This window comes from Candidatus Cloacimonadota bacterium, assembly GCA_020532085.1.
Lineage (GTDB): Bacteria > Cloacimonadota > Cloacimonadia > Cloacimonadales > Cloacimonadaceae > Syntrophosphaera.
In genome coordinates this window covers 16,303-35,945 of record JAJBAV010000007.1, presented here as the reverse complement: position 1 = coordinate 35,945, position 19,643 = coordinate 16,303, and the positions used below count along the sequence as shown (strand labels likewise).

Here is a 19,643-nt window from a genome sequence, read left to right as displayed (position 1 = left end):
GCGGATCAGTCGGCGGAGCGGACAATCCTGAAACCAATGAATTTGCCTTTCTGTAAAGGTTTCAGTTTACTGCGGAAGCTCACTGTGCATTTATACTCATCATCAATGTAACAGCCTCCCCGAACCACGCGCTGAGAGCCATAGCTAGGTCCATGGGGATCACTGAAAACATCAGCCTGATAAGGTCCGTAAAAATCCCAGCACCATTCCCAAGCATTTCCGCTAAGGTCAAAAAGATTCAGTTCATTTGCAAGCTTGCGCCCCACCGCCTGTTTGGTTTTGCTGTTATTCTTGAACCAAGCAACTTCGTAAACATCGTTCGAGCCGCTATACAACAAACCAATGCCTCTATTTCCCCCTCGGGCAGCGAACTCCCACTCCGCCTCAGTGGGCAGGCGATATCCTGAAGCGTTCCAATCGCAGACCAGTTGATCTCCCACATAGCTGTAACAAAGTTGCAAACCCTCACGCAAACTTCTTTGATTGCAATAATCAATGGCGTCCTGAAAGTCAACGTTGTCTGCAGGTAAATTGCCGTCGGATTCACCGAACTTATGCTGACCCATAATCGCGGTCCACTCGCTCTGGGATAGTTCTGTTTTAGTCATGTAAAAAGGGGAAATGCTGATCTCCCGAACAGGCTGCTCATCCGCCTGATTGTAAGAGCCCATCTGAAAGGTGCCGCCGCGTATCAGAACCAGATCGTCAACCCTGGGGTTGCTTTGGGGCCGGGTGTTGTTTTGGGTTTTGGTTTCATTTATGTTTTGCGTTGTGGCCATATCCGCCACTTTCTCTTTCTGTCTCAAAAACACAGGTAGTAATACCGCAGCCAAGCCAACCAGGACCAGCAGGCCGATCAGGTAAGGCATGAAAGCCACTTTGCGTATAGTGTTATGTGCTGGAATGGAAGTTTCGGTTACAAGTTGGATCGACTTTGGTGGAAGCACTGGTGTTGTTTTGGCAGCCAGCTGTTCCAAGAGTGAATTTGGCCTGCGTGCTGGGTCCTTCTGGCACAAGGTAGTAACCAGCCGCACCGTTTCTTCGCTGATATGGGGGTATACGTCGCGCGGGTCTGGTAAGGTTTCATTCACTATTCTGCTTTGGATCTTGAACACGCTGTCCGTGTTCGTATCATAGGGCAATCTGCCTGTAAGCATTTCATAGAGGACAATTCCTGCCGAGAAAACATCGCTGCGGTGGTTGATGCTCCTTTCCCCTTGAACCTGTTCCGGACTCATATAGTAGACGGTTCCCACCGTGTTTCCCGTTTGGGTGAGATGAAGATCATCCACAAGGCGAGCTATGCCAAAATCCATCACCTTAACGAAATCACCGTTTTCTGGATCCACCATGATATTGGATGGTTTGATGTCACGGTGCAGGATCCCTTTGGCGTGGGCGTAATCCAGAGCGCTGGCAAGCTGTCCGAATATTTTCAGGCTGCGTTGCTCGGGCAGGGGTCCGGTTCTTGAGATCAGTTCCCGCAGGGTGATGCCAGGCACATATTCCTGCACGAGATAATAGCTATCACCCTCATTGAAAAAGGCATTGAAACCAACAATATTGGTGTGGACAAGGTTGGCTTGGATTTTGGCCTCTCGCGTGAATCGTTCAATTGAAGTCTGGTCGCCCAGAAACCTAGTGTTTAAACATTTTATCGCCACCTTCCTGCCCAGAACAACATCCTCCGCCAGATAAACCTCGCCCATGCCACCTTGGCCGAGCTGACGCAAAATCACAAAATCTCTGATCCTTAAGCCGGGTATTACAGCCATTTTGTCTCCATAAACAGGTATTACCAGCGCCCAGGCACAGCATTAAGAACTTTTACCCAAACGTTTTCCCGCCCCAATATGTATTAAAGAAAACTGATTACGGCGCGCTTACCGTATAGCTGGTCTCCGCGATCTCGCTGGGATTCCAGTTGCTGCGGTAGGCCCGGGCTTTCAGGGTCACCTCTCCGGTCTGGGCAATGGTGAAGCCCGCCGTGTACTGAGCGGAGCTCTGATCTGGCTCACTGCCGTCCAGGGTGTAGTGGATATCGGCGTTCAGGGTGGAGCATTGAATGTTTATCTCAGTATCAGTGGTGATGTTTCCGTAGAGAGGGGAGAAGTGGGGCGTGGTCACGGTGTTGAAAAAAGTTACTGTGTAGGTGGCGGAGGCCACGTTGCTGGGATCAAAGCCGGCTTTGTAAGCGCGGGCTTTCAGGGTGGCGGTGGTGGCACCATCCGGGAAAAAGTCCGGGATGATCAGAGGATTGGTGTAGAGGCTGTCCTGGTTGGTGGGTTCGCTGCCGTCGGTGGTGTAATGGATGGAGGCGCCGTATTCCGGGCAGGTGAGATAGATGGCCTGGCCGGAGAGATAGGTGCCGCTGGCGTTGCTGAACATGGGATCGTCCAGCTGGATGAGCTCCGTGGTTGGCTCCTTGCAGGAAAAAAGGGCGAGGGCCAGTATTAAAACCGCCAATAACTTCAGAGTTTTCATCTTACACCTCATGGAAACATTAGTACGTACAGAATGTGAAGCGGCAAAATCTTGTCAAGGTTTATCTGCGCCTGCTGGATTCCCGCCCGGGATGCTGGATCAGGGCTTATGTTTGTCTGCCCTTGCGGACGGGGATGGATAATCGGTTGACAAAAACCGGCCGGCCGGCAAGGATGCCATCCAGGGAGAACGAAAGATGGATATAAAACTCACCCTTAAAGACATAGCCTATTGCGGGCTGAACTGCCGGCTCTGCAACCTCACCACCATTCTGCCGGATGCCGCTGCCAAACTGCTGGGGATCATGCGCGACGACGGCTGGGAGTTGTACGGTCCTGAGCTTTATCCGGAGTTTGCCGAATTTTGGAAGGTGCTGGCCGACCTGAGCGGATTGAAGGAAAGCTGCCCCATGTGCAAGGGCGGTTGCGGCAACCCGGAGTGTGTTTTCCGTATCTGCGCGCGGGACAAGGGACTGGAACTCTGCGCGGATTGTCCGGACTATCCCTGCCAGCCGCTGCAGGATTTCTACGCCGGCCACTATGCCAAACTGGCCGTCAACAACGAACGCATTAGGGAGATCGGCCTGGAGGCCTGGCTGGAGGAACAGCAGCAGCTGGTGGAGAGAGGCCTCAGCTTCAAAGACCTGGTTTGAAGCTGTTCCAAGCTATCCCTGATCATTTTGCGGCATCGATGTCGATAAGCTGATATTCCAAGTTTCCCAGTCTCAGTTCCGCCGCGAATTCGATCTGGCGCTTTCCGGAAACCGAGACCTCTTTCAGAAAGGCGTCGGAACATTTGTGAGCCTTGTCAACGAGGTCATGGCTGGCTTTTTCCAGGGCGACCAGATCGGTGGAGACCAGGATGCCGATATCCGGCAGAAAGGGCCTGGGCGCCCGGGAATAGCAGTCGCAGGAGGAACTGATGTTGGCCAGAACGTTTATGTAGAGCATGGGTTTGCGTTGGGTGAGCACAAAGGCATACTCCACCAACCTTTCCAAAAAATCCTGCTGATCGTCCGGCGGGATTTGAAACACCTTCTCCGGGCAGACAGTGACGCATTTTCCGCAGGCGATGCATTTAAGGTGGTCGATACTCAAGGGATAGAGGCTGATCGCCTGTTCCGGACAGGAGGCGGCGCAAATGCCGCAGGAGATGCATTTGGACTGGTCGTAAATGGGGTAGTCGCCGCTGTGTAAAAACCTCTTGCCTTCCTTGCTGGCCAGGCCCATGGAGATGTTTTTGATGGCGCCGCCAAAACCCGCCGAACCGTGACCCTTGAAATGGGAGAAGATCAGAAAGCCGTCATAACCTTCAAAATGGCTGCCGGTATAGACCTTGCTGAAATGTTTGAGCCGGCAGTCGTAATAAATGTTGCCCTCGCTGTCAAGAATGTCGATGGGGGCAAAGGTGAAGCCGTGGTCCCGGGCCAGTTTGATGTGGCTTGCGGTTTGGCCGCGTTTGCCGCCGTAGAGCACGTTCGTTTCCACCAGGGTGGCATTCAGGTCGGCACAAAGCCCCGCGATCAGCGTGGCGGGCAGGAAGTTTTGATTGCCCTCCTCGCCGAAGTGGACCTTGATGCCGATGCGTCCCGGCAGTTGCCTCTCCAGCCGGGCGTAAACGTCGCGCACGGCCTGGGCATCGATGCGGCTGGTGAAATATACCTTGGACGCGCCCGCGGATGGCTGGGGCGCGGGGTTTTCCCGCGGGGAAGGGTCCTCCGCGCGGCAGGACAGCGCAAAGAGCAGTGCCAGCAGGATCAGCGGCAGACAAGTTTTGGCCATGTTAAACTCCTTTGGGGCTAAAATGCAGCTTGTGCGGGCCATGGCCATCTGTCAAGCCCGATGTTCAACTCCGCTTCCTGTGGAGCAGGCATGCTGGAAATGCCCCCGGGGCGGAAAAATTTCCCTAAACTGCCTGCCCACAGAGGAATCTCACCATTTCACCCAATCCCCCGTTTGCTCCGGCATGCCTTTAATTGCCTCCAAATAAGTTCGTTTAGCGAATGTGATGTATCCATGGGTTATTGTGTTAAACGATTTAGCTGCTTGACAAAAGAACGCCGGGAAAAAAGCTTGGGATGCCTTTGCCGCTCGATCCTGCGCGGTTGTGTAACTGCAAGGCCAGCAGCTTTTAGGCCTGGCCCCCGGCAATTGTGGACAAGATGTGGATAACTTTTCGCGGGAGGGTGGCTCAGGGTTACATTTATACGGCATAAAGCATTGAGCGGCAAGCGTTTGATTCAAGCCATCCAGCACGGGGATGAGAAAGCTGCCGCGTGTGGATAAAGACGATTTTTTCAATAGGATAGAGATGATGGACCAAGATATCTGGCAAAACATTTTAGACAAGCTCGAGGACAACATCAATCACCAGAGTTTCCGGACCTGGTTTTCGGACACCAAGCTGGTGGACATGCTGGACAACACCCTGGTGATCAGGGTACCAACGCAATTCGCGGCAAACTACCTGAACCAGAATTACACCGACACTTTGGGAGAGATCTCTTACGCCCTTTACAAGCAGCGTTATCAGGTGAAATTCACCTCTCCTCCCCATTATCTGGCCGATAACAAAGCCGCCCAAACCGAGTATTCGGGCAACCGGGTGATCCTCAACACCAAGCTGAATGACCGCTTTAGCTTCGAACAGTTCGTGGTGGGACGAAACAACAACTTTGCCTACTCCGCGGCCAAGGCGGTGGCCGAAGCGCCGGGCTATACCTACAATCCGCTCTTCATCTACGGCGAAAGCGGCATGGGCAAAACCCACCTGATGCAGGCTGTGGGCAATTTCGTGGCCCGGGAGGGGCGCAACTGCTCCATCTTTTACACCACCAGCGAAGAATTCACCAACGAGATGATCGATTCCATCCGTTCCAACAAGATGCCGGATTTCCGCGCCAAATACCGCAAGGTGGACCTGCTGCTGGTTGATGACATCCATTTTCTTTCCCGCAAGGAAGGCACCCAGGAAGAATTTTTCCACACCTTCAACGCCCTCTTTGACAGCCGCAAACAGATCGTGCTCACTTCTGACCGGCCGCCCAAGGATATCCCGGATTTGGAAAAACGTCTGGTCACCCGCTTCGAGAGCGGCCTGCTCTGCGACCTCAAAAACCCCGATTTCGAAACCAGGGTGGCCATCCTGCGCAAGAAAGCCGAGCCGGAAAACATCGAACTCTCCGATGATGTCTTTTCCTTCATCGCGGAATCCATCTCCTCCAGCGTGCGCGCCCTCGAAGGATCGCTGATCCGCATCCTGGCCTACGCTTCCTACAACAAACTCAACCCCACCGATCTGGACACCGAGACCGTGCGCAACATCCTCAGCGACATGATCTCCGAACACCGCAAGGAAATCTCCCTGGACGCCATCACCCAGCAGGTCTGCCTGGCTTACAACATCACCATTCCCCAGATCGTGGACAAAACCCGCCGCCAGCAGATCTCCTATCCCCGCCAGATCGCCATGTACCTGGCCAATCTGCTCATTCCCCAGCTTTCCCTGAAGGAGATCGCCGACTATTTCAAACGCAAGGACCACACCACCGTGCTGCACGCCAAAAAAATGATCGACAACCGCTTCCGGGAAGACATCACTTTCCGCTCGCATATCGAACAGCTGATCAAGAACATCAGGGCTTGAGCGCTTTATTTTGTGGATAAGTGGATAATTTATGTGGATAAGTGTGGACAAGCCGGTTTTGAATCTGCACGCGCCTGCCGCTGTGGACAAGAACGGTCGCAAGGCACGGCTTGCGCACAAGTTATCCACAATCCAGATGGCTTTGTCAAGGCTTTGAGGACAGCCACTTAAAAAAAAGGTTGACCGATAATCCACTTATCCACGATGCCTACTAATACTACTTTTTGAGAAAGGATCTTTTTACAGGTATAATAAATATGATATTGAAGAGAACGTTTCTGCCGCTGCTGACAGCCCTGCTGGTTCTGGTTGGGGCAGGCTGCATCAAAAATGGCAACCCCACCGGAAACAACTGGTCGAACGTGCGACCCATCACGGTGACGGATACCCTGGACATGATCGCCGGCTACAGCTTTGCCGGCAGTGCCAAAATAACCGGCACCGAACCCTCACTGCTGTGCGGAAATTACGAGGGGATCGAATCCGTGGCCTTCATGCGCTTCACTGGCCTGCCGGATCCCGGCACTTTCCACATCCCAGCGGCCTACGCGGATTCCACCTTTCTTACCCTGACCCTCACGCGACGCTCCGCCCCTCAGGGAGATCCGATCAACTTCACGATCTACAAGCTGGATCAGACCTGGGCCGCGGACAGCACCGGCATAATCCATACTGAACAGATCCAAGACGCCAACCTGATCCAGATCTCGGATATCAACCTGCCCATCCCCGACAGCATCAGCACCATGGGCACCGAGATCAGGATACCCATTCCCATCGACGCCATCGAGTCCTGGCAAACCCCTGCGGATTCCCTGGGCCTGACCCTGGCCATCCGGACCATGAACGGTTTCTGGATGGAGGCGATGTCGCTGGAAACCGGACGGGGCCCACAACTGCGTTTCCTCTACCGTCTGGACGATACAGAGAACACCGATGACAGCAACTATGAACAGCGACCCACCCGTGACAGTTACAGGGTCGATGAGGACGCGGCGCCGCTGCTCACAAACCGCTGGATCGTAAACAACATCACCCCTTCCCGCATCTACATGAATTTCGCCATCGACAACGCCTGGTTCAAAGACATGCAGGGCAATGTGATGGACAGTTTGAGCCGCAGGCGCACCACCATCAACCAAGCCAGGCTGGTGCTGTATGTGAAAAACAACCCCTACTATACAGGCGGCAACACCTACAAGCTACGGGCCGACCGGCTCAACGATTCCCTGGACGTTACCCTGCCCGTGGAAATTGCCGATTCCCGCCTGGCCTCAGGGATAGAGACGGCGCAACTGGTGAGTGGCGACAGCCTGGTGGTGGATATCACGCCCATCATCCAGGCCTACAGCTCCGGCGACAAGGTGCCATACGGCATCGTGATCCGCTCGCTGCAGGAACTTATCAACTATGGCAGGATCGAATTCTGGCACTTCGAGGACGCTCCTCCGGACAAACGGCCCAAGCTGCGTCTCACCTACACTCCGCCGTTTCTGTAAAGCATGCGTAAGTTCTTTCCGCTCCTGGTCTTGCTGCTGGCGCTGTTTGCCGCCTGCGACCGGGATAAAGATGCCCGGGAAAAGCTTACCCCGCTGGCCGAGGTGAATGGCGATGTGCTTACCCTGGAAGGATTTCGCTCCACTTTCACGGACGAACAGTGGAATAACCTCACAGCCGAGCAAAAGAAGCAGGAGATCGAAAACTGGGTGAACCTCACCCTGCTGGCCCAGGAGGCCGAGGCCCAAGAGCTTGATGAGGAAAGGGCCGTGAAGCAACGGGTGGATTATGCCGCCAAAAAGATCAAGGCCAACGCCCTGATCTCCAAACGCCTGGCCAGCATCGCCATCGGTGAGGAAGAGCTCTTCAACTACTACCGCATCCACCTGAGTGAGTTTCAGGGCAAGCTGATGGAATACGACATCCAGCGCATCCTCTGCTCCGACGCCGCCAGCGCCGCCACCCTCCTGCCAAGGCTGCTGAATGAAGGCTACGAATTCGATCTGGCCGTCGCCGAACATTCCCAGGAAACTTTGAAGAACAGCCAGGGCAGGATGGGCTTTGTAACTGCCGCCGGTCCTGATTCGCTCTTCTGGCGCGCCGCCCATGAATTGCCGGCCAACACTCCGGGGATCGCCAACATCAATGGCCAGACCTATATCCTGCGCCATATCCAGCAACGTGAAGGCACCCAGGACGCCAATTTCGCCGAATATCAGGCCGAGATCCGTTCCATCCTGCTCAAGGAACGCAAACAGCAAGTTTACGATGATCTGATCCGGGAACTCAAGATGAAAACCCCGGAAATTTACTATTACTGACCTAGTCTTGATCAACCCCAACCCAACCCAACAAGGAAAGTTATGAAAAAGACCCTGCTCACCCTGCTGGCAGCGTTGCTGCTACTCGGGCTGTCCGCGGAGCTGGTTGACCGCATCGTCGCCAAGGTCGGCTCGGATATCGTGCTGATGAGTGATGTGTACAAACTGATGTTTCAGATGCAGACGGCGGGTTACCCTGCTGATGCCATCAATGAAGAAGCCGCCTTGCGCCAGATAGTTGAACAGAAGGTGATCCTCCAAAAAGCCGCGGCCATGGATCTCAAGATCGATGCCAACCGGGTGGAGAAATATGCCAAGGATGAGATCAAAAAAACCAAGGAAAAATACCCTTCCGAGCAGGCCTTTGCCGCCGACCTCGCACGCGAAAACCTCACCGAAACAGAGCTTCTGGACCTCTACATGGAACAGATCAAGGAAAGCTACCTGTCCCAACAGCTGATCGACCTCTATGTGAAGTCCAAGGTGAAAGTAACCGAAGAGCAAATGCTGGCCTTCTACGCAACCAGCAAGGACAGCCTGGCCGTGAAACCGGTCACTTGGAAAACCGGCATCATCATCCACGAGATCAAGCCCAGCCAAGCTTCCGAAGAAGCGAAACTGGCCGAGATCCTCGCCATTCAGGACCGCCTCAACCAGGGCGCGGATTTCGCCGCCCTAGCCACTGAAACAAGCGACTGCCCCAGCAAGGAACGGGGCGGGGACCTGGGTTTCTTTAGCCGGGGAATGATGGTGAAGCCTTTTGAGGACGCGGCTTTCGCGCTGAACGAGGGCCAGGTTTCGCCCGTCGTGCGCACGGAGTTTGGCTATCACCTCATCAAGGTGGAGGAAAAACGTGACAACGAAGTGCGCGCCAGGCACATTCTGAAGATCCTCTCCCCCACCCAACAGGACACTCTGGACGCCTATCAGCTGATGGAAAGCGTGCGCGCCAGATTCAACTCCGGGACCGACAGCTTTGCCAACCTGGCCACCCTCTATTCGGATGACCAGGAATCCGCCGCCAATGGCGGCATCCTCGGCGAACTGGCGCTGGATGAATTTCCTGAGCTCTATGCCCCGCAGATCATTGCCACCGAAGTGGGACAAATGACCCCCGTGCTGGAAAACGAGGGGGTGCTGTTGCTTTTCTCCCGGCTGGAAGAAATGCCCACCCGCATCTTCAGCTATGAAGAGGTGAAACCCCTTCTGGAAAACTACCTCAACCAGGAACAATTCAACGCCGCGTACGACGAATGGATCAAAGCTCTGATCGCCGATTCCTTCGTGCGGATCATCCCGCGATGATTGCCCGGCGTCTCAGCCCGATCACTTTTTTGGCCACACTTTTGGGCGTGGGTTTCATCCCCTTCGCCCCCGGCACTTTTGGCACCCTGTTTGCCGCGGGGGTCTATCTGCTGCTGCCCTCCAGCCTCTTTGGCGGGCAGGGCTGGTGGTGGCTGGGTGGAGGCCTGCTGCTGGTGTCCGCGGCGGCGGTCTGGATCAGCGGCCGGGCCGAAAAAACCCTGGGCCACGATGCCCCGGCCATCGTGATCGACGAGTTTTGCGGCTATTTCGTGGCCGTGCTGCTGCTGCCGAAATCACCGCTGCTGGCCCTCTACGCCTTTGTTCTGTTTCGGGTTTTCGACATCGCCAAACCCTTTCCCATAAACCTTTCGCAGCGCCTGCGCGGCGGCTGGGGCATCGTGATCGACGACCTCATCGCCGGGGTGTACGCGAATCTGGTGATCCAACTCATAAAAATACTGAAGCCAAGTTTCTTTGGCTCATAGGAGAACACAATGCTGTACACACTACTAATGACCGGAGCCGGCGGAGCCACAAGCACTGGTGGGACCAGCAATCCGCTGATGTCCTTTTTGCCCATCATCATCATGTTTGCCCTGCTCTATTTCCTCATGATCATGCCCCAGCAAAAGAAGCAGAAAGAACTGCAGAAGATGCTGGACAGCCTGCAGGTGAACGACAGGGTAATCACCACTTCCGGCATCTACGGCCGCGTCGCGACCATCAAGCCGGACAAAAACACCGTCGTGATCGAGATCGACGAAACCAACCACGTGCGGGTTGAATTTCAGCGCGGAGCCGTTGCCGCGATCGTCACCGGGGAAACCAACGCCGTCCAGTCCTGATGTCCCGCAGCCCCAAACTTCTGGATATCCGCATCTACGGCGATAACGTGCTGCGCCTCAGGGCCGCGGAAGTTGAAGCCATCGACGACGAGCTGCGCCAGTTCGCCGAGGACCTCACCCACACCATGTACAAACGTGACGGGGTGGGCCTGGCGGCGCCGCAGACCGGCGTAAGCAAACGCGTCGTGGTGGTGGACCCGCACTGGAGCAAAGACGGCGCCAGCCGCGAACCACTGGTGATGATCAACCCCGAGATCGAATCCAGCGAAGGCGAAACCGAAACGGAAGAAGGCTGCATCAGCGTTCCCGGCATCTACGCGCGGGTGCTGCGGCCCGACCGGATCAGCGTTTCCTTCACCGACCTCAGCGGCGAGCGCCGGCTGATGAAGCTGGTGGGCTACCCGGCTGTGGTGGTCCAGCATGAATATGACCATCTGAACGGCATCCTGTTTGTGGACCGCCTTGGCACCGTGGCCAAACTAAAGGTGAAACGCAAGCTCAAGGATATCGAACGCAAGGCCGTGAACGGGGTCAACCTCCGCGGTGAGGACTGAGCCAGACAACCCGCCACCATGCGCGTCATCTTTGCCGGCAGTTCAGCCTTTGGGATGCCTTCCCTGCAAATGCTTCAAGCGCGGAATGCTCCACTGCTGATCATCAGCCCGCCGGACAAGGCGGCCGGCCGCGATCTGCGCCGCCAGCCCTGTCCAGTGGCGAAACATGCCCGCCAGAGTGGACTGGATCTGTTTCAGCCTGAGGATGTGAACGCTCCGGACAGCCTGGCCCGGATCCGGGCATTCGCTCCCGATCTGCTGGTCACGGCTTCCTATGGCGGCCTGATCAGGCGTGAGCTGAGGAAGTTGCCCCGCTTCGGAGCTGTGAACCTGCATCCTTCGCTGCTGCCCCAATATCGCGGCGCGACGCCCATCCAGAGCGCTTTGCTGAATGGCGATACCCTCACCGGGGTCAGCATTTTCCGCCTCAACGCCCGGCTGGACGCAGGGCCGATCCTGATGCAGCATCAAGTGCTCATAACTGAAACAGACGATTTCGGCAGCCTGCACGAAAGGCTGGCCAATCTCTCAGCCCTGATGCTGCGAAACCTCATGCCCCAGTTGGAAAGCGGGTCCTGTGAAGCTATGGCCCAAGACGACTCCGCGGCCAGCTACACCCGCAAACTGGGCAAAGAGGACCTCGATCTGGACTGGTATAAACCCGCGACTGAGGTTCTAAACCAAATCCGGGCTTTTTCACCCCAGCCTGGGGCCCAGGCCTGGCTGCGAGGAAAACCTCTCAAGATCCTGGCTGCCCAACTGGTGCCGGAACCCGCCAGCGGAGCGCCCGGAACTTTGGCCGCCCTGGTAAAGAACACCGGATTTGAGGTGAATTGCGGCGCCCAGCGTTTGCTGCTCACCCGGGTGCAAGCCGCCGGAAAAAAGGTCATGGACGCCTGGGCCTGGCAGCTCGGGGCGCGTTTGGCCAGCGGCGACAGTTTCTCTCAACCCCAAACCTCTCAACCCTCAAACCCCCTTCGGGAGGAAGAATGAAAGATCAGGACCAATATCTGTCCGTAGTCAAATTCCCCGCCTTTGTCAGTCTCAGCCTGCTTGTCATCAGCGCCGTCTATCTCGGCCTGGTCTATTTTCTGCTGCAGAAACCGGCAACGGTGCCATATCTGGTGCGCGGTTTGCTGATCGTTTTGCTGGTCGCGATCGTGTTCATGGTTTTCACTTGGGTGAGGACCCTGATGTCCACCCATATCCGCATCAAATCACGCCTGATGAGCCGGCTTAGCAAATGGATGCTCACCCACGTGTTTTACCCCCTGGCCCGCGCTGTGGGCTCCATCACCTTTTCCTCGCGGAACGTGCTCACGGAATCCTTTCTCAATTTCAACAATGAGATCGTGCTCACAGACCAGAAGGACGTGCGCAATTCCAACATCCTGGTGCTGCTGCCGCACTGCCTGCAAAAGGACGATTGCACCGTTCGCATCACCACGGACATCATCAATTGCGAAGAATGCGGCGGCTGCGACATCGCCACCATCAAGAAGCTGGTGGAGCAGCAAAAAGTGGAGGCGGCCGTGGCCACCGGAGGTTCGCTGGCCCGCAAGCTCATTCAGGATAAAAAACCCAACGTGATCGTGGCTGTGGCCTGTCACCGCGACCTTTTGGAAGGCCTGCGCGACGCCTGGCAGTATCCCATCTACGCGGTTCTGAACGAACGGCCCAAAGGACCCTGCCACGAAACCACCGTCAGCATCGCCAGCATCGAATTCGCCATCAAAAAATTCAAGTAGGTGTAGCCATGAGAACTTCCACCGCCATAGTTTTGGCCCTGGTGGTGCTGATCCTGAACGCCGGCATCACCCTCGTCCTGATCAACCAAAAGGGCTTCAACCTCCTGCCCGAACCAACCGCGAAGGTCGCTGTCTCCGATAACCAGCGCCACAACGAGATCACCGCCGCCGTTCAGGCCGTGGAACCCGCAGTGGTGAGCGTCAACGTGACCAAGGTCCAGTATGTGCGCCGCTTTTCGGGCTTCAGCTTCTTCGATTTCTTTGGTGATATCCCCATGCAGCGCCAGGTTGAGAGCATCGGCAGCGGGGTCATTTACGATCCCCAGGGCCTGATCGTCACGAACGCCCATGTGGTGCAGGGCGCTTCCGAGATCACCGTCGTGCTGCCCGACAAACGGGAGTTTCCAGCCGTTCTGGTGGGCATCGACGACGTTCACGACATCGCCAAGCTCCGGATCACCGGCTCCAATCTGCCCGTGGCTAAGCTCGGCAGCGCCAAAAACCTCATGATCGGCGAGTGGGCCATCGCGCTGGGAAATCCCTACGGTTTCATGATGAGCGATCCCAAACCGACCGTTTCCGTGGGCGTGATCTCCGCTCTGAACCGCAGTTTTGAACCCCAGGAAGGACGCAGCTACCGCGGCATGATCCAAACCGACGCCGCCGTCAATCCCGGCAACAGCGGCGGCCCGCTGGTGAATATCAAGGGCGAGGTGATCGGCATCAACACCTTCATCGTATCTGAAACCGGCGGCAATATCGGCATCGGTTTCGCCATTCCCATGGACCAGGTGAGCTCGATCCTGGGCGGCCTTTGAAGCTGAGTGCCAAAACCCCTGTCCAGGTGTGCTGTGCGGGCCGGTTGAATCCCGTCACCGCGGGATGGCGTGGCTGGGGCAAAGCGGTTTTCCCTACCCTCCTGTTCCTGCTGCTGCTGGGTCCTGTGGCCGCGCTCAGCCCCTACAACGCTCTGGGCGACACCCTCACCCTGATCCAACTGCCCCTGCTCAACGTGCCGGCCATCCACATCCCTGGCGAAACCCTCACCATCACTTGCATCGCGCCGCCTTCCACCACCGGCTGGCAGGTGTGGCTGCGGCACAAACACAAGTCCGTGAACCTGGAACTGTTATCCAGCCAGTATCTGAACACTCCCGACCGCTGGGAGCTGCAGGCCGTGGTCCCCTCCCTGCCTGTGTTCGAGCTCTACGATCTGCGTGTTTCCGCCTCCGGCGGCCTCGACGACACCACCGCCAACGCCGTGAAAGTGGTGCCCACCCGCAAAAGCAGCTACTATTTCGTCCACATCACGGATCTCCATTTGCCCACCCGGATCTACTACCCGGACAGCGGCTTCGACAGTGACTCCACCTCCGTGAACGATTTCCGCGCCGTGATCGACGACATCAACCTCATCAATCCCGAATTCGTGCTTCTCACCGGCGATCTGCTCAACGAAGGCGAACTCGAAGGCTTTGCCGGACAGCACTGGTTTGGCTGGACCCAGCGCCTGCTGGAGGAATTTGAGGTCCCCTGCTACGTGACCATCGGCAACCACGACGTGGGTGGCTGGAACGCCACGCCGCCACCACAAGGCAGTTCGCGCCGCAACTGGTGGCGCTATTTCGGCTGGCCCTGGCTGAACAACCCCGATTCCAACTGGCCGCTGCACACCCAGGATTACGATTTCATCTACGGTGACCTCCACTTCATCGGTTTGGAGGCCTACGACAACTATGACAACTGGCGCGCCAACATCTACGGCGGGCAAAGCTTCATCTACGACCAGCTCTATTGGCTGAACCAGCGTCTGAGCATGCATCCGGACAAGACCAGGGTTCTCTTTCACCATTACGATTTCTCGGAGCAGCTGGACCTGTCCGCGCTGGGGATCGATCTTGCCCTCTGGGGCCACATCCATTCCAACAGCGGCTCGATCTCCTCGTATCCTTACAACCTTGCCACCCGCAGCGTTTGCAACGGCAACCGCGCCTACCGCCTGGTGAGGGTGAACGGCACCCAACTGCAGCCCCTGAACACCATCTACGCCGGCAGCAACTCCCAGGCGGTGAACGTGATCTGGTTACCCTCCAACACAGCTGTCGCCGATAGCGTGGCTGCCATGTTCAACAACAACCAGAGCGTGGCTTTCGAGCACAGCCTGCTCAAGTTTCGCATGCCGCCCGGGAACTGGTCTTACAGCGTCACCAACGGCACCCTGCTCCAGGTGGACTGTTCAGATGCCGAAAACGTCTGCTACGTGCAGGTGAACCTTCCCGCCATGCAAAGCCGCGTCGTGAGCGTGGCCGCCCATCCCGGAACCGCGGCCGAAGACCATTTGCAGCCGGAATTCCACCTCATCCGCGGCACCTGGCCCAATCCCTTCACAAGCCAACTCAACCTCGATCTGGATTCCCGCCCCAACCCACCCCGGGTGCGCGTCTACAATCTTCGCGGAGCCAGGATTCGAGACTTGGAGGTCTCCCCGGACGGCTCCCGCTGCGTTTGGGACGGCACTCTGGAATCCGGGCAACCCGCTCCGGCCGGCATCTATCTGCTGCGCGCGGAATCCGGCCCAGGCCTGGAACTGCGCCGGGTGGTCAAAACCCGCTGAAGCGCCTGATCCCTTCCGTCTGGGCAGACATAAAACATCATTAAAACCAACTTGATCATAACATTATACGAACAAAAACCATAACTTCACCTCAAATATATACTTAGGCAGAATCTGCGTTTTTCCCTTGACTATATCACTGTCCCGCTTAAATTGTTTCCAGACCCATGGGAAAACCAGATGTCCGCTGTATCCCTCGCGGGTGCAGAGGAAAGTCCGGACACCACAGGGCGGGATACTTCCTAACGGGAAGCCGCAGCAATGCGGAGCAGCTCCACAGAAACAAACCGCCCGGCGCGCTCCTTTTTTGGTTGCCGTTGAGAGACCGCAGCTTTTTTGTGCCGGGCAAGGGTGAAATGGTGGTGTAAGAGACCACCGGAAGCCTTGGTGACAGGGCTTGACGGGAATGCCTTATCCGGTGCAATGCCAAATAGGGAAGCCACGAAGCGCGGCCCGCGCGGTTACGGCTTCCGGGTAGGCAGCTTGAACCCGTTCGTGAGAGCGGGTCCAGAGGAATGGACATCAGCCCGCGCGTGAGCACGGGCCACAGAATCCGGCTTATCGTTTTCCCATGGGTTTTTTTAAGGCACTCTTTCACACCGGGTGGGTAAAGCCCGGAGGGCGACAGCACGATAACGAGGACGTGGAGTGAGCGTAGCGATCGGAACCCCTCGCCAGGAGAATTGGTCACACCCACAAACATCCCCCTTAAAATGCCGGAATCCGCCCTTTGCCCCATCCTACTCACATCCCCTTCACTTCCCGTTGAGTTCCCGCCTGTCAGGTGGGAACTAAGTGGGTTGTTACCGGGATGTGAGTAGGATGGGGCAAAGGGCGGTTTCAGGGCAAGAAACATGAAAGCCATCTGAAAAAACACGCTCCAAGCCTGTTTAGGTGAATGCGACTGACTGATCCAATCCTGCAATCCCCGGCTCAACCGTCTGTTTGTGAGGGGTTTTCACCACAGAGAAAAGCAGAGACGGGTTGAGAAAAGCAGAAGATTTTATGAAAACAGCGGCACAGAGAGACAGAGGGTAGCCTTGCAGAGGCGGCGGAACGATAGCGAGGGCGCGCAGCGGAGCGGAGCCCCTCGATGTCGGCGTCCAAAGAACACATGAGCCCCCCCTGTGGGCGACAGAACCGTTGGTAATCGTTTTATGTCGCCTCCCACAGCCTGGAAACAGGGGGATGAGGGGGAGGAGCCCAAAAATCCTTGACAGATTTGCAAGTCAACGGCAGTTTGCCCATCCGAGGCGGATTCCGTGGAACCACCTCCAAAAACGCACATGGGAGTAGCCGTGAAGTGGATGATCAGGACCCTGCACACTGTCTGGCACAGCTTTATTCTGGCCAGATTCTTCGTGCGGTCTTTCTTTATCCGGCTGATTGCCCGGAACCCGATCAAACGCCGCTGGCTGGAGATCAAAAACACCACCCTCACCTCCAGGCGATTTCTGCGCGCGTTCAACGTGAAGCTGAAGATCAGAAATCCCGAGCGCCTGCAGGAGCTGAAGGACCAGAACTATCTGTTGGTGGGCAATCACGCTTCTTTTTTGGACATCTTTGTGCTGGGCGCCGTGGAAAACTTTGTGTTCATCACTTCGGTGGACATGAGCGAAACCCCGGTGGTGGGCGATGTGATCCGCAAAGCCGGCTGCCTCTATACCGACCGCAAAAAGAAGGTGAGCCTGCCCGACGAGATCAGGCGCTTTTCCGAAACTCTGCGCGCTGGCTTCAAACTGGTGCTGTTCCCCGAACAGCGGGGCACCGACGGCTCCCAGGTGAAGGAATTCCGCCGCTCGCTGTTCCAGGTGGCCGTGGACGCCGCCTGCACGGTGGTGCCAGTCTGCATCCGCTATCTGCGCCTGGATGGCTCTCCGGTCACGGATAAGAACCGTTCCGTGATCTGCTGGTACAAAGGCGTGAATTTTTTGAAGTATTACTGGAACCTGATGGCGCGCCGGCTAGAGGCTGAGATCTGCTTTCTGGACCCGGTGGAATACGATCCCCAGCGAAACCGCGGCGAACTGGCGGAGCTCGTCTATGAGAGGGTTCGCGACACTTTCAACAGCTACGACACCCAACTTTCATCATAACAGAGGAGATATCATGGCCAAGAACAACGACCGCCTGCAACTGGGCCCCGTAAATTTCATCATCCTGGGAGTGGCGGCGGTGCTGCTCATCCTGGGTTATGTGATCATGTCCGCCAACGAGATCACCATCTCGCCGCTGCTTTTGATCCTGGCCTATGTGGTGTTGATCCCCTTTGGGCTGCTCTATAAAAGCAAACCCAAGGATTGAGGCTTGGCCCTGCTCACAGAGGAGACCGCGGCCCGGCTGAAACGCTATCAGCTGCAGGCCCGGGCGATCGTGGAGGGTTTTTTGGTGGGTTTGCACAAATCCCCCTACCACGGCTTCAGCGTGGAATTTTCCGACCACCGCGAATACAACAGCGGCGATCCCGTGAAAAACATCGACTGGAAGATCGTGGCCAAAACCGAACGCTATTACGTGAAGCGCTTCGAGGAAGAGACAAACCTGCGCTGCCACATCATCCTGGACCATTCCCGCTCCATGTTTTACGGCTCCGGTGACAGCACCAAGATCGACTACGCCTGCCGTCTGGCCGCCGCCCTGGCCTGGCTGATGGTGGGGCAGAAAGACGCCGCCGGATTGGTCACGTTCAACGAGCGGATCACCTCCATGCTGCCGCCCAAGGCATACCGCGGCTATCTGGGCCAGATCTTTCGCGTGCTGGCCGAACTGGAGCCCAAGGATTCCACCCGCCTGCTGGAAAACCTCCACCAGATCGCGTCCTCCATCCGCAAACGCAGCCTCATCATCCTCATCTCGGACCTGCTGGATGACCCCGCCCGCGTGATCGAGGGCCTCAAGCATTTCCGTTCCCAGCATCACGAGGTGCTGGTTTTCCACATCACCGACCTCCAGGAAGACAAATTCAGCTTCCGCCAGGAAACCGAATTCGTGGACAGCGAGACCGGTGAAAAGATCGTGGTCAACCCCTGGCAGATCAGGGGCGAATATTTGTCCCGCTATTCCGGCCATATCAACCAGCTCAAATCCGGCTGTCACCAATATCAGGTGGAATACAACCCTGTAAGCACTGCCACCCCGCTGGAAGACCTGCTTCTGAGATACCTCCTGATGCGTAAAAAGGGATGAGGCAGGGTTTGCATGTGCGCAAACGGCCAAAACTCCAAAAACACGCCTCTGAGGGCGTTTAAAGGGCCATGGCGGTAAAAACCGTTTCCGCCACTCAGATCAAGGCCGCGGTGATTTCCGGCATTGGGGAAATTTTCTGCCGGCCTACGTCTGAAACAGCTGAGCTTTTGCTCCGGGCCCTGGACGGCGAACCAGATGAGATCGCCCGCGACATGCTGGCCGCCATTCTGCAAAATCACCAGCTCGCCGCGCGGGAGCGACTACCCCTCTGCCAGGATACGGGGTTGCTGATCGTGTTCGCCGAAATCGGCACAGAGCTGCTGATCACGGGTGGGACCCTGGAAGAGTTGATCGGCGAGGCGGCCGGCGAGGCCTGGCGTAAATATTACCTGCGGGATTCCCTCGCCGCGTATCCCGGGCGGAACAGCGTGTCTGACAGTGAAGCCAGGCTTTCCGGAGCAGAACCGCTAGGCACTTCCCTGCCCTTCATTCTGCACCTCAACCAGGTTCCGGGTGACAAACTGACCCTGCACCTGGCCTTGAAAGGTGGCGGCGCGGAAAACTGCAGCGCGCTGAGGATGTTCCTGCCCGGCGCCACCCTGGCGGAGATAGAGGACTTTGTGGTCCAAACGGTTGTTTCGGCCGGAGGAAAACCATGTCCGCCGGTCTTTGTGGGTGTCGGCATCGGAGGTGATTTCGAAGCTTGCGCGATCCTGGCCAAACGGGCTTTAATGCTGAATGAACCCAAAGACCCAGAACTGGAGTTGATGGAAGCGAGGATACTCAAACGCATAAATGAACTTGGCAGGGGGGTGATGGGCTTTGCCGGTTCCACCACCGCCTTGAAAGTTTCCATCCTCACCCGGCCCCGTCACATAGCTTCCCTGCCCGTGGCGGTAAATCTTGACTGCCACGCCCACCGGAGCAGCACCCGGGTGATCTGA

General features: G+C 56.6%; 19 protein-coding genes and 1 other RNA gene. 17 read left to right on the top strand and 3 right to left on the bottom strand.

All coding sequences use genetic code 11. The features are described from left to right. Positions 1 to 5 precede the first annotated feature (5 nt). Together LHW45_03115 and LHW45_03110 are read right to left on the bottom strand one after the other, a co-directional pair. Positions 6 to 1,775: an SUMF1/EgtB/PvdO family nonheme iron enzyme gene (locus LHW45_03115; GenBank protein ID MCB5284565.1), complete on the bottom strand. Its 1,770-nt coding sequence runs from the start codon at positions 1,773 to 1,775 to the stop codon at positions 6 to 8. A 97-nt stretch (positions 1,776 to 1,872) separates the two neighbouring features. Beyond that, positions 1,873 to 2,484, bottom strand: a complete 612-nt coding sequence (locus tag LHW45_03110) for a chitobiase/beta-hexosaminidase C-terminal domain-containing protein (GenBank protein ID MCB5284564.1) — start codon at positions 2,482 to 2,484, stop codon at positions 1,873 to 1,875. Positions 2,485 to 2,680: 196 nt separating this feature from the next. Between LHW45_03110 and LHW45_03105 the strand changes: the two genes are divergently transcribed. After that, positions 2,681 to 3,136: a DUF3795 domain-containing protein gene (locus LHW45_03105; GenBank protein MCB5284563.1), complete on the top strand. Its 456-nt coding sequence runs from the start codon at positions 2,681 to 2,683 to the stop codon at positions 3,134 to 3,136. 22 nt (positions 3,137 to 3,158) lie between these two features. Here the strand turns inward: LHW45_03105 and LHW45_03100 are convergent, their stop codons facing one another. Further along, on the bottom strand, positions 3,159 to 4,265 hold the full coding sequence (locus LHW45_03100; protein ID MCB5284562.1) for a DUF362 domain-containing protein: 1,107 nt from the start codon (positions 4,263 to 4,265) through the stop codon (positions 3,159 to 3,161). A gap of 532 nt (positions 4,266 to 4,797) precedes the next feature. Here LHW45_03100 and dnaA point away from each other — a divergent pair. The 16 genes from dnaA (at position 4,798) to LHW45_03020 (ending at position 19,643) form a co-directional block, all read left to right on the top strand. Then, positions 4,798 to 6,129 carry a chromosomal replication initiator protein DnaA gene (dnaA, locus tag LHW45_03095; protein ID MCB5284561.1) on the top strand — a complete coding sequence of 444 codons (1,332 nt, stop codon included), beginning with the start codon at positions 4,798 to 4,800 and terminating at the stop codon, positions 6,127 to 6,129. Between the two features lie 263 nt (positions 6,130 to 6,392). Further along, on the top strand, positions 6,393 to 7,628 hold the full coding sequence (locus LHW45_03090) for a hypothetical protein (GenBank protein ID MCB5284560.1): 1,236 nt from the start codon (positions 6,393 to 6,395) through the stop codon (positions 7,626 to 7,628). Positions 7,629 to 7,631: 3 nt separating this feature from the next. Further along, the gene (locus LHW45_03085; GenBank protein ID MCB5284559.1) at positions 7,632 to 8,447 is read left to right on the top strand and encodes a hypothetical protein; all 816 of its coding nucleotides are present in this window, start codon (positions 7,632 to 7,634) and stop codon (positions 8,445 to 8,447) included. 42 nt (positions 8,448 to 8,489) lie between these two features. Further along, the gene (locus LHW45_03080; GenBank protein ID MCB5284558.1) at positions 8,490 to 9,752 is read left to right on the top strand and encodes a peptidylprolyl isomerase; all 1,263 of its coding nucleotides are present in this window, start codon (positions 8,490 to 8,492) and stop codon (positions 9,750 to 9,752) included. Then, a complete protein-coding gene (locus LHW45_03075; protein MCB5284557.1) occupies positions 9,749 to 10,237 on the top strand; it encodes a phosphatidylglycerophosphatase A in 489 nt (162 codons plus the stop codon). The genes LHW45_03080 and LHW45_03075 overlap by 4 nt, the downstream gene beginning before the upstream one ends. A 9-nt stretch (positions 10,238 to 10,246) precedes the next feature. Continuing rightward, positions 10,247 to 10,597 carry a preprotein translocase subunit YajC gene (gene yajC / locus LHW45_03070; protein MCB5284556.1) on the top strand — a complete coding sequence of 117 codons (351 nt, stop codon included), beginning with the start codon at positions 10,247 to 10,249 and terminating at the stop codon, positions 10,595 to 10,597. Then, the gene (gene def / locus LHW45_03065) at positions 10,597 to 11,151 is read left to right on the top strand and encodes a peptide deformylase (protein ID MCB5284555.1); all 555 of its coding nucleotides are present in this window, start codon (positions 10,597 to 10,599) and stop codon (positions 11,149 to 11,151) included. Before yajC ends, def begins: the two co-directional genes overlap by 1 nt. An 18-nt stretch (positions 11,152 to 11,169) precedes the next feature. Then, on the top strand, positions 11,170 to 12,144 hold the full coding sequence (gene fmt, locus LHW45_03060) for a methionyl-tRNA formyltransferase (GenBank protein MCB5284554.1): 975 nt from the start codon (positions 11,170 to 11,172) through the stop codon (positions 12,142 to 12,144). Next, positions 12,141 to 12,899: a DUF116 domain-containing protein gene (locus tag LHW45_03055; protein MCB5284553.1), complete on the top strand. Its 759-nt coding sequence runs from the start codon at positions 12,141 to 12,143 to the stop codon at positions 12,897 to 12,899. The genes fmt and LHW45_03055 overlap by 4 nt, the downstream gene beginning before the upstream one ends. An 8-nt stretch (positions 12,900 to 12,907) precedes the next feature. After that, entirely contained in the window at positions 12,908 to 13,717 is an 810-nt protein-coding gene (locus LHW45_03050) for a trypsin-like peptidase domain-containing protein (protein ID MCB5284552.1), read from the top strand. 44 nt (positions 13,718 to 13,761) lie between these two features. Continuing rightward, a complete protein-coding gene (locus LHW45_03045) occupies positions 13,762 to 15,513 on the top strand; it encodes a metallophosphoesterase (protein MCB5284551.1) in 1,752 nt (583 codons plus the stop codon). 168 nt (positions 15,514 to 15,681) lie between these two features. Further along, an RNA gene (gene rnpB, locus LHW45_03040) (RNase P RNA component class A) lies at positions 15,682 to 16,089 on the top strand. 731 nt (positions 16,090 to 16,820) lie between these two features. Next, the gene (locus LHW45_03035; protein ID MCB5284550.1) at positions 16,821 to 17,609 is read left to right on the top strand and encodes a 1-acyl-sn-glycerol-3-phosphate acyltransferase; all 789 of its coding nucleotides are present in this window, start codon (positions 16,821 to 16,823) and stop codon (positions 17,607 to 17,609) included. A 13-nt stretch (positions 17,610 to 17,622) separates the two neighbouring features. Then, entirely contained in the window at positions 17,623 to 17,817 is a 195-nt protein-coding gene (locus LHW45_03030; protein MCB5284549.1) for a hypothetical protein, read from the top strand. Positions 17,818 to 17,820: 3 nt separating this feature from the next. Next, on the top strand, positions 17,821 to 18,699 hold the full coding sequence (locus LHW45_03025; protein ID MCB5284548.1) for a DUF58 domain-containing protein: 879 nt from the start codon (positions 17,821 to 17,823) through the stop codon (positions 18,697 to 18,699). Between the two features lie 68 nt (positions 18,700 to 18,767). Beyond that, positions 18,768 to 19,643, top strand: coding sequence for a fumarate hydratase (locus LHW45_03020; protein MCB5284547.1), 876 nt, complete (start codon positions 18,768 to 18,770; stop codon positions 19,641 to 19,643).